Genomic DNA, 13,909 nt, shown 5'->3' with positions numbered 1-13,909 from the left:
TGAATGATTGAATTGGATCAGATAGACAAAAAAGCCGCCTCGGTACTGGACGGGTATCTGGTCCGGAAAGACTTGGTCCGCACCTTCAGTCGCCAGTTTCCGGTACCCACCTACGTCGTCGAGTTCATGCTTGGACGTTATTGCGCCAGCACGGACCAAGACGAGATCGACGAAGGGCTCGAAATTGTTCAGCGTCAGCTCAAGTCCCGCACGGTGAGAGCTGGCGAGGAAGAGCTGTTTAAGGCCAAAGCACTGGAAACTGGCGAGGTAAAGATCATCGACCTGGTGACGGCGCGCGTCGACAACAAGGGCGAGTACGTTGCCAGCCTGCCAAGCCTTCGGCTGACGGATGTGCGGATCAGCAGCGAGCTGGTCAACCAACACGAACGTATGTTGACTGGAGGCTTTTATGCCGAGTTGGGCGTGACGTTTGATGTCGCCATCGCCCAGGAGGCCAAGGGGCGTCCCTTTGGTATCACGTCGCTGCGGGAGATTCAGTTATCGAAGCGCGATGTATTGGATACCTTGGCCAAGGCTCGCCAGGAGTTCACCACCGAGGAATGGAAGTGCTTTCTGCTCCGATCCATCGGCATTGAGTCAGGTGATCTGAGCGACCGCCAGCGAAACGCCCTGCTCCTGCGCATGGTGCCCTTTGTTGAGCGCAACTACAACCTGGTGGAGCTCGGTCCGCGCGGCACGGGCAAGAGCCACCTGTTCCAGCAGGTTTCGCCCTACGCCCACCTGATTTCAGGTGGCAAGGCCACTGTGGCCAAGATGTTCGTTGAGAACACGGCCAAAGGCCGCCGAGGTTTGGTTTGCCAGTACGACGTGGTCTGCTTCGACGAGGTGTCAGGCATCTCTTTCGATCAGAAGGACGGCGTGAACATCATGAAGGGCTACATGGAGTCCGGCGAGTTCAGCCGTGGCAAGGAGAGCATCCGTGCGGACGGCAGCATCGTCTTGGTCGGCAACTTCGACGTCGATGTGGAACACCAGCAGCGCGTTGGGCACTTGTTTGGCCCCATGCCGCCAGAGATGCGCGACGACACCGCTTTCATGGACCGCATCCACGCGTTCCTGCCGGGTTGGGACGTGCCCAAGATCAATAAGGACTTGGTCACCAACCATTTCGGCCTAGTCAGCGACTTCCTGTCCGAGTGCTGGAGCCAGCTTCGGAACCAGAGCCGGGTAAGCGAGCTGCAAAACCGCGTCTTTTTTGGCGGCGCACTGTCTGGCCGAGATACAAATGCGGTCAACAAGACTGTCAGTGGCTTGCTCAAGCTGCTGTACCCGAGCTCGGATGCTCAGGTTCCGGACGAAGACCTGGAATGGGCAGTTCGCATCGCCATGGAGGTTCGGCGGCGAGTCAAAGAGCAACAGAAGCGAGTCGGGGCCGCAGAGTTTCGGAACACTCACTTCAGCTACATCATGGGCGCCGACGGTGTGGAAAAGTTTGTCTCGACGCCTGAGCTGCAAAGCGACAACAGCATTGGCGGCGACCCGCTAGAGCCAGGTCAGGTTTGGACCATCAGCCCCGGTGGCGGCGAAGAAAACTCGGGGCTCTACCGCATCGAGGTCAATGAAGGTCCCGGATCGGGTTTGAAAGTGCTCAACAAGCCCATTCCTCCCGCGTTCCGCGAGAGCATCGGCTTCGCCGAGCAGAACCTGTACGCCAGGTCATTGCAGTTGGTTGGCGACAAAGATCCTCGGCAGCATGAGTTCACGGTGCAGCTCCGAGCGTTTGACGCAGCGAAGTCTGGTGCCAAGCTTGGTGTGGCCTCTTTGGTGGCCCTATGCACATCGTTGTTAAAGCGAAGCGTGCGTGGTGGCTTGATCATCGTCGGAGAGATCAACCTCGGGGGCTCGATCGAGCCCGTCCACAACGCAGTCACGATTGCCGAGATCGCCGTTGAGAAAGGCGCGACGTCGCTTCTGATGCCGGTAGCTTGTCGGCGCCAGTTGGTCGACTTGTCCGACGACATGGCGACCAAGATCGACATCCAGTTCTACTCCGACGCCCGAGATGCGTTGTTGAAGGCCATGGCCGAGTGACCCCAAAGGAACAAAACTATGGCTCTTAACCTTGGCAAGGCGGTCGTCGATTTCCTGACCGCACACCCTGAAGAGAAATTCTCCGCACGACAGATTGCCGAGTGGCTCGTTGCGACCTTTCCGGATGAGTGCAACGCAAAGAAAGCCAGCAGCCAGGCGCTGGAGACGGATGCGGACCTGCTTCAGCAACTGGTTGCTGAGATAGGCTCCCAGCGTCCTCGACTGCAAAAGAAACACCCGGAACTAAAGACAACTGAGGGCCGCCCGCGTAAATATTATTATTCAGTGCAGTCGGATTCTGCCGAGGTTGCAGCAGCCGAAAGTACAGGCGGGACTGTTCCACAGCAAGCCAATACTGCGCCACTTAACGAACTGTCGCTCTACCCAAAGCTATCCGCCTATCTTTGGGACAGGTGGCGGGTCTACTCAAAGCGAATCGACGAGAAGACGTCTTCAAACAAGAATGGACCGAAGGCCAACCACTGGTTGCACCCGGATGTGGTCGGACTGGAAGACTTGGGGGCCGATTGGCATCAGGCAGTACGTGACTGCGCCAGCCAGTACTTCGACAAACGCACAAAACTTTGGTCGTTTGAGGTCAAGCTCCTTCTCAACCGCTCGAACGTTCGGGAATGCTTCTTCCAGGCTGTGTCGAACTCTTCATGGGCAGATGTTGGCTATCTTGTTGCAGAACAGATCAATGACGAAGCCTTGAAGGAGCTTCGGATGCTATCGGCTGCACATGGGATCGGAGTTATCCGACTCGACAAAGAAGACCCAGCTGAAAGTGAAGTTTTGTTGCCAGCCCGAGAGAGAGCGGGAATCGATTGGGACTCAGTCAATCGTCTCGCCACAGAAAACAAGGATTTTCTCGACTACGTCAAGCTGGTGAAGCAGTTTTACCAAACGGGCGAGGCGCGTCTGGCGGATTGGGACGTTCCCAAAATGGACGACTGACCAGCTATTCCAGATGGCCGATCACGTCGAGGCTTTGGTGATCACGCTGAAACGCCCCGATCCAACCGTCGCGTGACTCAACGCGGGCGCGACTCACCAGCAACGTAAACCCTTCACAGCCGCGCGCCTTAGCGGTGGCGAAGTCCGAAGTGTCGAATTTGGCTTCACGCACCAGAGTCGTAGCCACCGACTTCATGGCCGACTCGAACAGATCGAGCAGGGCATCCTGCATGCTGGCGTCGATATTCCGTGAGGTGACATCATCGATGATGGCGGTCTTGAATTTGTTGCTCATTGGTAATGTGCTCCGTGTTGGTGTTGATGACATGAACGCGCTGTTCGCCGATAAAGCCAAGCTCTTCCTAGTGATTTGTGTTCAGGCGTTGCGAAGAAGCAAAACGGCCTCGACCTCCCGCCGCGTGACAAGGCCCGGCAGTACTTTCCCGCCGCCATAGACCCAACGGCGCAACTGACCAGCTGCGTCAGTCCAATCCCGTTGATTGATTCGTCGCCGCAGAGTCGAGGACTGCAACCGCCCGGCACCCAGGTTGAAGGTGAAGTCCACGATCGCTGCGAGCCGCCACTCGGGCTCCGTGGCCAGGACAGGGCAACACCTTACGGTGGCCTTTAAGGCGACGATCAGATCGCGCGCCAGGTACGCTTCACCCTCTTCTTCGGAGATGGGTGCATGCTTCGGGTCACAGAGATGGCCGTAGCCAATCGTCCAGTAGCCTGCCGGGCAGACGTAGGGATACGCCCGGCCAGGATCGTTCTTCGGCACGCGGTGAAAGCCCTCGAAGCGCTTGGCCAGATCAATGGCCGCTTGTGGAACCGCGATCACGGCCGCACCCGGTCGAACACACGCCCCAGGAACCAGAAGTTCAACACCCCAGCCCAGAGCGCTTGGTCGGCCTCCGTCCAGGCATGCAAGATGGCCGTCCCCCAGCCAGCGCCAGCGGTCACGGCTGCCGCAAACGCTGCCGTCTTGGCAGCGCAATACAGCGCCATGAACCAGTAGGTGATCACCGGCCGAACGCTGACCGACAGGGCATCAGCCCAGCCGACGCCCGATTTTTGGCCCTGTGCTGCCACAGCATCACGCAAGGCCTCGACAGCGCCCACGTTCCAGGCCGCATCGGAAGCAGCACCAATCTCTGCCATGCGCTGGGCTCCGCGCAACTTTTCGAACTCCAGTGCTTTGTCCTGCATTGCCAGTTCGTGGCCCCGTTCGCCCTGGCGGTCCAGCCATTTCAGGATCTCGGGCGCTAGACGGAAGGCCCCTCCAAGGAGGCCGCCAAGCAAGGTCTCAATCATTGGGGACCTCCCATCAGCTTGAGCTTGATGGCAGCACCAACCAGAAGCGCGGCCAGGATGCCTGTGGTGACGACCTTGATGGTCGTCTGCCAAGCGGTATGGCGGGCATCGCGCCAGGCTTCAAGCAGATCACGCAACTCTCGAATGTCACGCGCGGCGTGGCCGTTTTCGAGGCCGAGGTGCGACAGGCACCGCTCCGCACCGCGCTCGGCAGCGCGGTCGAGCAAATCGTCGAAGTCCTCTTTGCGCAAGAGGAGCATGTTCTCGACGAGGGCAGGTTTTTCTTGATCAGACATCGGCTGTCTCCATAAAAACGAAACCCGCCCGGCGCGTGAGCACCGGAACGGGTTTCAAGGGATGAAGTTTTGGGTTGGGTGAAGCGGATTTCAGATTTCGATGATTTCGGTGGGCAGATCGGGCGCCAGCCCTTCGATCACCCCGTCGCGCACGAAGACATTGCGGCCCACCAGTTCGGGACTGCCCCCGCGTGCTTTCAATAAGCCGCCACCGGGCAAAACCACGGTTGCGACGTTGGCAGACACGGACTGAACGGCCCCGACCTGCAAGGCCGGATCGGGGATCAGTGCCAGGAATTCCTTGAACAGATTACGCATGGCACTCGACTCCCAGGCTCTGGTAGACCTCGGGCAGCCCCACTTCGACGTTGGTCGAGCGGACCAGGCCCAGTTGGGTCTGGCCTTCGTCCTCGTACTGGATGTAGGCGCCAGGCCGGATGATCCCGGTCGTCGGCAATACCGGCAGACGCAACCCGATCTCCAGTTGCCGTCCGGTGTCGGACAGGATGGACAGGCCCCGCTGGCGTGCGGCAGCCGCTGTCGTGATCAGCGGGTCGGTGACCATCGGCGCCAGCAAATCCCCCGCTGAGCCGGCACGTGTCACCTGGCCGATGACACCTTGCTCCTGACCACTGACAAAGACCCGGTTGTAGGCCGGTTTGTCTCTCCATGCGATCGACTCACGACTCATCGCGGCCGCTGGCAGGACAAAGTCCGGGGTAATTTCACCCCAGTGCCACGGTGCCAATGGGTACAAGGGGCGAACCTGAAACGACATGCTACTTGCGTGCGGAATCAGATACGCCCCTCCGGCACGCGCCAGGGTGGCCAGCGCGCTGATGAACGTCCCCTGATGCGCAAAGACACCGGCAGGCACATTCCACGCTTCCAGCCCATAGTCGATACTCCAGCCCAAGGGGATGCCGTTCATGGTCAGCACGTCATCAAAGAGTTGCTGATGCGATCGCGCATCCATGTTGGTAAAGCTCATCGTCGGCGCGTAGGGCGCATCGAGCACCGCCTGCCGCCCCCGGCCACTGACCCGCAGCATCGTCTGGCCAAATGTGCGCTCGCGGCTGAGGCTTTCTGCTAGGACGCGGAATTCAGTGCCATTGATCCATGCGGAGAGTTCGACCGGGCCTGCGTTGGTGGGCTCGACCAGCGCCTGCGCGGCCCCGGGCAAGGTGGCCTCGAAGCCCCATACCCAGGAGCCGGCATCCAGACGCAAGGACATGGACACGGTCGGCACGCTGACGTTGTCCGAGACGCGCTTCAAGGTGCAGTGATTGATCACGAGATAGACCCTCTGGATGGCAACGACCACCGTGCCGCCCACGGGAGGCGGCAATGGCGAGTAGCCGTCGCACTGGAAGAACAACAGCCCGTCACTGGCAACGGGTGAAGCGAACACCAGATGCGGACTGCGCGAGTAACACGCCTCGGGTGGCACGACCGGAGGAGTTGCGAGGCGCGACAGCCCTGGCGGTGGCACGCGCGCATCCTGGTACCGACCACCCCAGCCCCATCGCTCGGGCTGTGCACTTTGGTGATCGCTCGCCAGACCTCGCGCGAGCGCCACCGCCACTTGCCAGATGCCCCGTCGACTCGCGCGCACCGAACGATCACCATCCTGTTGCAGACACAGAACCCCAACAGCCGCCCCTTCGGCATCCTGATGGGGTGAGATCAGGTCGCGCCATAAGGGGCTGGCATCTTGCTGCCGGAGCGGACTTTCCCAAGGCAGGGACATCGCGGACTGGTGCAGCTGCAGCCAGCGCAAGGCACTGGGCTGCAAACGCTGCGGTAGTCGGTGCTCGATGCCCTGGGGCGCCTGCCGAGCAACTTGCCAATCGCTGTGCCAGCCGGCCAGCGATTTGCGCGCGTCTTGCTGATCGTGCCGAACGCCACGTTCCGATGGGCTGGCCAGTCGCCAGTGATCGCGGCGGTGCGCCACCGTGGGTCGAGCGGTCAAGGAGACATAGCGCAGCGTCGTGTGCATCGACGCCAGCGTCGGAAGCACCCCACTCAAGGCAAAGGGGAAACGTGGTGCAATCTCCACGTGCGGCACCCCAGCCCCCGGCGGTGCAATGCCCATCGGCGTGGCCGCGAACTCGGCCCAGTTCTCCACCAGAGAGGTGCCAAACCGGGATGAATCCCAGCCTTGACCGTGGGCGAAGCTGTGAAACAGCCAGACGCGTGACGCACCGAAGGCGGTGTCCTGCCAGCCGTCCGGAAAGGCCCGGCTCTCCCAGGCGAAGTAAAACGGCGTGTTGAGTGCCGGTGGCCGGTTGAGGAACGCCTGCACGAAGGCGAAATCGACCGTGGCCCCTTGGGTGTCCGCATCGAACACCTTGGGTCGTGCGACGCGCTCGGGTGGCGCAATCCCTCGGGGCGCCACCGTCGCAGCCAGGTTGCGAACCCCAGCCCAGCCGAACTTGGACGCGTCCCCAACGGAAGCCGTCAACGGCTGCTTGATGCCCAGATGGAATGCGGTGTTGGCTGCCGGCGGAACACCGTAGGGCTGATCGAAGTTGAAATCGATACTGCCCGTTGCACCGACGCGGGGCTTGCCAGTCATCCTGGACGACTGCCACCCCGCAGCAAAAAGCTGTGGTGGTTTCTTGATCCGTTCGATGCTGCCGAAACGGCTGCTGTCACCGACCGTGGCCGCCGTAACGACCATGGTGCCACCGAAGTAGAACGCGGTGTTCTGCCCCGTCAGGGGGGCATAGGCAGTCGTGAAAGGGAAATCTCGACTCGCCCCACTGTTGGCAACCGATGGCCAGACGCGCCCGGCACGGGGCACCACCCCGCTGTCGATGCCTTGGGGGGCCACGGTGCGTGCCGCATTGGCCACGCCAGCCACCCCAAACTTCGCGCCTTCTCCGGCTGACACACCAGCGGCCAGGGTATCGCCACTGAAATGAAAGGCGACATTGGCCACGGCGGGGGCCGCATAGGTCTGGTCAAAGGCAAACCAAACCGCTGCCCCGTTCTGATCCGGGTAATAGATCGAGTGCGTCAGGGCGATCCGACTGGAGGACCACCCCAGCGGGGCGACCGTCCAGGCGGCATTCTCGATGCGCGGAAATCCAAACTTGTGTTGATCGCCCAGGCCAACGCCGGCGACCGGTAATGCGCCCGCCATGGCTTGCTCCTCTTGCGGCTCAGGTTAGTGCTTCATGTTTCCCACCCATCAGGTGTTGCGTGCATCAAAGTGCGCTTGCACGCGCGCTGGAGGCAGCACGTAGTTGTAGGCGGCGAACTCCCCGATCTGGCCCTGAAAACGCTCCGAGATACTCGGCGCGGTGGCCGATGCGTTGGCGCCGATGCAGAGCCACGTAGCCGTGCGGTAGGTGTCGGGAAACACCGTCGCGGTCTGCTCGTTGGCCTGCACCCCGTTGATGTACAGGCGGGTCTTCTTTTCAACCCAGGGGTCGTAGGTGACAGCCAAGTGGTAGGCCGACCCGGCCACCAGATTTGGATGGACGAAAAACACCGTCGTGGTCGTGCCGGTCACATCGACGATCGACAACTGCAGATTGCCGGCGACCAGGGACAGGTACATCGGCGGGTTGCCGTTATAGATGCGCAGCAGCCAGATCCGGGTGGTACCCGTCACCGAAGACGGCCGCACGAAACATTCGACCGTGAAGGTCGAGGCCAGCGTGCTGAAGTTGTTGATCAGCAGCGAACCATTGCTGGTGGTGATGGCGCTCGATCCGGTCACGAAGCCGGGGGCGTTGAACACCGGATTGCCCTCGTACCAGGCAAAGTAATCCTGCTGACCCAGCGCATTGATCGGACGCTGGCTCTGCAGCTCGTTCATCCGAAAGTAATAGACCGGGTTGTCCGCTTCAACCTCGGCCATGTACCCCGCGAATTTGGGCGCGACGACATGCGTCTCCCAGTTGAGGTACGAGTCGTAGAAGCTCGCCACCTCGGCATCCGTGAAGGTGCGGTAGTACATCGCAGCCAAGCCGAACCCACCGCCATGCGCCGCCGGCACCGCACCCCAACCGGAGCCGTGTCCATGGGGCGGTGTACCGTAACCGCCAATGGCCAGCGCATCAAAGCGGCGGGCTGCGCCGTTGGGTTGGTTGGTGGTGGCAAGGTAGTCCCAGTTCTCGTTGGTCGGATTGTTCGAGCGCAGCCAACTCCACAAGCGCCCACCGCCCGTGATGGCAGTGGTCTGCACCAGCACACCATTGACGTAGAGTTTCACGCTGGCGTCCTGCTCGTAGGTCACCATGACGTGGTAGATCTCGCCGGCAATGACAGGCGCCGTGGCACGCACGATCGACAGGTTGCGGGTGCTCAGCGCCAGACGCACGTTCATCACCGCCGAGGTCACCTCCAGGGTGGGCCCGGCAGTCATACCGTAGTAGCCCCAATAGTCGTCGTAGCCGTAGTACGCGTGGTCGTCCGAGTCCCGTCGACCACCCCACATGAAGATCAACGCGGTTTCACTCGGCGCCGGCGCCTTGAAGATGTATTCCCAGGTGAGGTTCGTGTAGTTTTCCGGGGGGCTGGCTTGATTGCGACCATTGATGGCGCCTTGGCCTGCACGGATGAACAGGCCGTTGGTGTTGGCGGTCGGCGAAAGATGCCGGCCCGACTTCAGGAAGCGAATCGCGCCGCCGACACGGGTGTCCGGGTAGAAGTCGAAACCCCAGAACTGCTCGGTGGTCTGCAGCATGTTTTCTGCATGGCCGAGGATGTTGGAGCGGAAGTAGCGGTAAGTCGCGCCGTTGAGGTAGTCAGCGAAACTCACCAGCATGCCGAGCGACGACTCACGGCAACGCCGGGCCCAGAAAGACGACTGCGGCGCCAGGTTGCCCTTGGTGTTGATGGGCTGGATACGGTCCCAGACCAGGGCGTTTTTGTACGGTGGGCCGCTGGGGTCATAGGACATGACCAGGAACTCGCGGTTCTCATTGAGGCCGTTGAAGGCGTAACCGCCATTCTGGTCGGTCGTGGTGTAGCCCACCTTGTAAAAGGTATCGCGCTCGAACAGCAGCACCGGGCGGTCGGCCTGGGCCACGCCGTCTTCCGAGACGATGCCGTAGATGCCCCCCGAGCCCCCGATGTTGATGCGCGACGGGATCGGATAGGTGGTCGATTTGGTGGTGGCGCTGAACTTGTAGTCGCCGTTGGCCGCGAGTACCGGGCGGTAGACCATGGCCTGGCGGTTCCAGGTCACGTTGTCCGGGGAGGAATCGATGCAGAAGTCGACCGAGTTGGCCGGCACCACGGAATTGCTGTTGAGCGCTGTCTCAGACAGGTTGGCCATCAGGTAGTCCCAGAGCACCGGGTCGGTGTAGGTGAACTGCACGAAGCGCCAGGACGTGGTCGTCTGGTAATCGGGGTAGTTCACGCCGCAGTAGGTGGCCGTGGCGGTATCAGTGTCGATCAGGTTGGCCAAGGGGAAGGAGGTCCCGTTCATCAGGCCCGCCGAGATCGACAGGGTCACCCCGCTGATCAGCGGATTGCCGTTGACGTCATGCGGCTTCAATGTACGGAAGATCAACTGTCCGTAGTTGTAGGTGTTCACGCTGCGGAAATAGAGTCGCCAGAAGCGCACTGGGGTCGTCATGGTCAGCACCCTTCACAGGCGAAAGATCTTGTTGATGCCGTTGTCCCAGGTGACGATGATGTCGCCACCGTTGGGCGTGATCGGCAGGCCGGTGGCCGTGTCGATGTAGGCAATCAAGGGCGAAGCCGCCTCATCGGGCGTGATGCCATCGGTGCCCAGCACCTCGCGGTAAATCACCAGGGCCTCGATCGAGGGGCCATTGACCGCCGCGAAAGTCACATCCTGCGCATCGGCTGCACCGTTGGTGCTGGTCTTGTTGGTCAGCGTGGTGGGCGCGGTGATGCGGGCTGCCACCGGGATGCTGGTGAAGAACTCATGGGACGACGCAAAGGTGTAGATGCCGGTGTCGACCATGACCACCTTGATGTCGTCGGTGAGCCAGTTCAGTTGTGCTTCGAGAAAGCGCTGCCGGCCCTTGTCGTAAAGGCTGTTTGCCATGAATGGCTCCTGAAAGTGGAATGGAAATGAAACTTGTGCCCTGTCGCAGGTCGCGACCGGATCTGGCTCAGCCGAGAACGGCGTTGGCCATTTGGGCGTAACCGCCCGCGTAGAGCTGGGTCTGCTCAAAGCGGATCTCGCCGTCGCCGGCAAGATCAGAACAATCGAGGTCCATCGCTGTGACGTCCTCACCATTGACCAACCGCGCCCAGGTCGCCAGGCCCGACGCTGTGATCAAAGCGTTTTCCTGGGCGGTCAGCACCAGCTGCCCACCGACCACGCTGCCGCAGGGCCGGGTGAGGCGAACTTCGACCAGCATCACGCTGCTCGGGTTGTCGGAGGGCGCCCTCGGTCGTACCCCGCCGTAGATGCGTACCCGTGCGGCTTGAGTGCCCCGGTCCAGGAAGGCCCGGGTGCTTTCCATGCGCGCCAAGTGGTGTTCGGTACTCAAAGTGATCGTCATGTGATCACCTGCGGCTGCAGCCGATCGGCGATCACCGCCCGGTAGTGATGCTCGTGGTCGTGCGCGACGACCGTGAAGCGCTGATCAGGGTCGAGGTGATCAAAGCGGTAGCTGCCGTCAGCAGCACTCCAGGTCTCGGCCACCAGCAGGTTCGTCTGAGCACTGAAGAGTTGAACCCGACGCACCAGCGCTCGGTTGGGCGTGCTGGCTTGAGCGGCCTTCTCCTTGACGGAACCGGTGATGAGTCCGGCACCACCAAAGTGGATGTTGCGGCGAAACTTGGGCAAGGCATGCCAGCAGGCATCAAACCCACCGACGCGGTCCCACAGCACCGAGTTCGGGCTGTGCCAATGGGGCAGCGCCGCACAACGCGCACCCGGTGCCGTGTTGAGCAGCAAGGTGCGTTCATGCGGCGGGTTCGTGAACTCTTCGCTGGCCACCAGATCACCGATGATCCAGTCCTGGACCTCCGCAACACTGGCCTTGCCCCACTGGATGTACATCGTCGCGCCGCGCGAGACGCCATTGACGAAGTGGTCGACTGAATCGCCGGAACGACTGAACTGAAACGGGTTGGCGCCCGGAAGGTTGTGCTCGGCCAGATAGGGCACGATGGTGACTGTCAGCTGCGTCTCGCCCGTCGTTGGCCACGAATCCTGGAAGCTGTTGGTGCTCCAGACGGTCTTGAGCTCGTAGGTTTCACCGGCCAGCTCATAGGGCCGCGTGACCATCCCGGTCGCGTTACTGCCGTCGTAGCCGGTGTTGCACCAGAAACGGAAGTTCAGCGGCGTGAGCGGTTCGTGCCCCAGTTCGATTTCGCACACCCAGATCCCCGCCACGGCCCAGCCGGAGTAGACGCCGATGTCGACCGCATCCGAGCCCAGCGCCTTGGTGATATCGATCGAGCCGTCCGGGGTGGTGTAGGTGTTGCCCGCGATACGCACCCAGCCCGTCGAACTGCTGACCTGGGCGCCCGAGGTGCCATCGAAGGTGTCCGAACCGCCATCACCCCAGGGATTGCCATCCTTGGACACGCCATAGTTGTTGAAGAAGGGCACGGTGTTGCCCGTGCCCAATCGCGGCAGTAACAGAAGGCTCATGGTTCACCGCCAGGGCCCGGTGATGTCAAACGCCACCTGCGCGCCTTCGGCCTCGGAACTGTATTGGGTGCGTACCAGCAGAAAGCGTCGACCGGACTGGCCGACGACGTTCTCGACGATGGTCTGGTCGGTATAGGGCCGATCCTGGTGCATCCAGTACATGCCCGGCATCATCCCGCGCAGGTGTCCGTCTTCCTGCCGCACATAGGTCGGCATCAGCCACAGGCTGTAGTCAGCCCCATTGGGAAACGGCAGATTGCCGCGTCCGCACACCTGCTGACCGTTGTTGGTGTTGAGCGATGTCACCCCCCAGCGCACGTAGTTGCCGACCTGCGTGTGGTTGCGCAGGATGACCTTGCCCCCGACGTCCAGCGAGTGGGTCAGCCCATAGCCGTTGTACTGGCCGGGGTAACTTGAATACTGGTTATTGATGCTCCAGTAGCGGTCATCCGCGCACAGCACGGTGTGGTAGCGGTCACCCGGTTTGAAACTTTCGAGGTCGCCGAAGCAATAGAAATTGCGTCCGTACCAGTTGTACCCCGCCGCATTGGTCACGAACAGGAAGAAAAGGCGATCGTCGCCCACCAGCACCCAGTTGCGGTTGCCGCCACCGCTGTCGCCATAGTTCTCGTAACCACCTTGCTGGGCGTGGTACCACTTGTGCCAGCCCCACTGGTTGGCTTCCCACTGTGTCCAGTTCTGGTTCGGTTTGCTCGGATCGAACGGGGCTTGGGCGCCGACGATGGTCCCGATGTCCGCCATGTCTTCAACGATGCCGACGTTGGCCCACTTGGCCCAGGTGGTGCCGTAAGAAGCGCCTTTCAGGCTGTCGTCGATCAGCAGCAGGTTGCCTGGTGACTGCACATGGCGACTGCGGTAGGCACGCTTGTGCGTGGTCGCGAATGCGATCTCCCACCCCAGCGGTGCCACCTTGGCCGACAGGCTGGTGGCCGTGGTGGCAGGTGATGCCGGTGTGCCCGTGACCGCATAACTGAAGGTGGTGGCGGTGACCGCGAGCACGCGAAACTGGCCGTTGTAAGCGGATTCGTTGGCCCCCTCGATCAGCACCACCTGGTCTTTGAGATAGCTGTGGCCGGTGGTGATCGTGGCGGTGGCCAAGCCTTCGGCAAAGCTCAGGCGATCGATCGCCTTAAGGTTGAAGCCATGGATCAGCACCGCATCGAGCATGTTGACCAGATCACCCCAGGCGTTGGACACCTGGGGGGCGCCGGCCATGGCGTTGTTGAAGTATTTGACGCTCAAGTCAGTCATCGTGGTTTCTCATCAAGGGGTGTCCACCCATGCCGTTAAGGCGTGTCCACATCGCCGCGCAGCAGCAGGGTGAAGGCGTCATCGGGTACGGTTTCCGGGCCCTGTTGGACTGTGCGCACCACCCAGACGGGAAACTGCGCGCCGATGGTGTTGAAGCGCAGCACGTTGCCGGTCGCCCAGCCGTTGCCCCAACCCAGCGCCGGCAGGAAGAAATAAGGCACGCCGGTGGACGGGTTGTTCGGGGCGCAGTCGGTGCTGGTGTTGCCCGAGGCGATCACGCCGACGTTTTCACCGATCACCTCGAAGGACGTGCTGTTGGTGAAGCGCACGATCCAGCGCTCGGTCAGCGCCCCCCGGTTGGTGACACGGATCGGGTACTGGGTGTTGTTGAAGGTGGCCGTGGCCGATCCACCCGACAGGC

General features: G+C 61.5%; 13 protein-coding genes and 1 pseudogene. 2 read left to right on the top strand and 12 right to left on the bottom strand.

All coding sequences use genetic code 11. The features are described from left to right. Positions 1-3 precede the first annotated feature (3 nt). Positions 4-2,052 carry a BREX system Lon protease-like protein BrxL gene (gene brxL / locus RKP46_RS15675; RefSeq protein WP_311107492.1) on the top strand — a complete coding sequence of 683 codons (2,049 nt, stop codon included), beginning with the start codon at positions 4-6 and terminating at the stop codon, positions 2,050-2,052. Between the two features lie 18 nt (positions 2,053-2,070). Next, positions 2,071-3,009 (top strand): HrgA protein, encoded by a 939-nt coding sequence (locus tag RKP46_RS15670; RefSeq protein ID WP_311098185.1) that lies wholly within the window; start codon positions 2,071-2,073, stop codon positions 3,007-3,009. A gap of 4 nt (positions 3,010-3,013) precedes the next feature. On the opposite strand, the gene RKP46_RS15665 is transcribed toward RKP46_RS15670, so the two are convergent. From RKP46_RS15665 to RKP46_RS15610, 12 genes and pseudogenes are all read right to left on the bottom strand, one after another. Further along, positions 3,014-3,304, bottom strand: a complete 291-nt coding sequence (locus RKP46_RS15665; protein WP_311098184.1) for a hypothetical protein — start codon at positions 3,302-3,304, stop codon at positions 3,014-3,016. A gap of 81 nt (positions 3,305-3,385) precedes the next feature. Beyond that, positions 3,386-3,850, bottom strand: a complete 465-nt coding sequence (locus tag RKP46_RS15660) for a lysozyme (protein ID WP_311098183.1) — start codon at positions 3,848-3,850, stop codon at positions 3,386-3,388. After that, positions 3,847-4,323, bottom strand: coding sequence for a hypothetical protein (locus RKP46_RS15655; RefSeq protein WP_300341586.1), 477 nt, complete (start codon positions 4,321-4,323; stop codon positions 3,847-3,849). The genes RKP46_RS15660 and RKP46_RS15655 overlap by 4 nt, the downstream gene beginning before the upstream one ends. Then, positions 4,320-4,619 carry a DUF6127 family protein gene (locus RKP46_RS15650; RefSeq protein WP_311107491.1) on the bottom strand — a complete coding sequence of 100 codons (300 nt, stop codon included), beginning with the start codon at positions 4,617-4,619 and terminating at the stop codon, positions 4,320-4,322. The genes RKP46_RS15655 and RKP46_RS15650 overlap by 4 nt, the downstream gene beginning before the upstream one ends. A gap of 90 nt (positions 4,620-4,709) precedes the next feature. Beyond that, a complete protein-coding gene (locus tag RKP46_RS15645; protein WP_311098182.1) occupies positions 4,710-4,937 on the bottom strand; it encodes a hypothetical protein in 228 nt (75 codons plus the stop codon). Then, on the bottom strand, positions 4,930-7,767 hold the full coding sequence (locus RKP46_RS15640) for a hypothetical protein (RefSeq protein WP_311098181.1): 2,838 nt from the start codon (positions 7,765-7,767) through the stop codon (positions 4,930-4,932). Before RKP46_RS15640 ends, RKP46_RS15645 begins: the two co-directional genes overlap by 8 nt. Before the next feature lie 48 nt (positions 7,768-7,815). Then, on the bottom strand, positions 7,816-10,215 hold the full coding sequence (locus tag RKP46_RS15635; RefSeq protein WP_311107490.1) for a LamG-like jellyroll fold domain-containing protein: 2,400 nt from the start codon (positions 10,213-10,215) through the stop codon (positions 7,816-7,818). Between the two features lie 12 nt (positions 10,216-10,227). Continuing rightward, positions 10,228-10,653 (bottom strand): hypothetical protein, encoded by a 426-nt coding sequence (locus tag RKP46_RS15630; RefSeq protein WP_311107489.1) that lies wholly within the window; start codon positions 10,651-10,653, stop codon positions 10,228-10,230. A 67-nt stretch (positions 10,654-10,720) separates the two neighbouring features. After that, positions 10,721-11,116, bottom strand: coding sequence for a hypothetical protein (locus tag RKP46_RS15625; RefSeq protein ID WP_311107488.1), 396 nt, complete (start codon positions 11,114-11,116; stop codon positions 10,721-10,723). Further along, on the bottom strand, positions 11,113-12,216 hold the full coding sequence (locus tag RKP46_RS15620; RefSeq protein WP_311107487.1) for a hypothetical protein: 1,104 nt from the start codon (positions 12,214-12,216) through the stop codon (positions 11,113-11,115). Before RKP46_RS15620 ends, RKP46_RS15625 begins: the two co-directional genes overlap by 4 nt. A gap of 3 nt (positions 12,217-12,219) precedes the next feature. After that, positions 12,220-13,488: a hypothetical protein gene (locus tag RKP46_RS15615; protein WP_311107486.1), complete on the bottom strand. Its 1,269-nt coding sequence runs from the start codon at positions 13,486-13,488 to the stop codon at positions 12,220-12,222. Positions 13,489-13,523: 35 nt separating this feature from the next. Then, a pseudogene (locus RKP46_RS15610) lies at positions 13,524-13,909 on the bottom strand (hypothetical protein); the annotation flags it as partial.

It is taken from the genome of Accumulibacter sp., from assembly GCF_031732815.1.
GTDB lineage: Bacteria > Pseudomonadota > Gammaproteobacteria > Burkholderiales > Rhodocyclaceae > Accumulibacter.
Note: the sequence above shows the minus strand (reverse complement) of the source record. Positions and strands in the feature narration are given on the sequence as shown.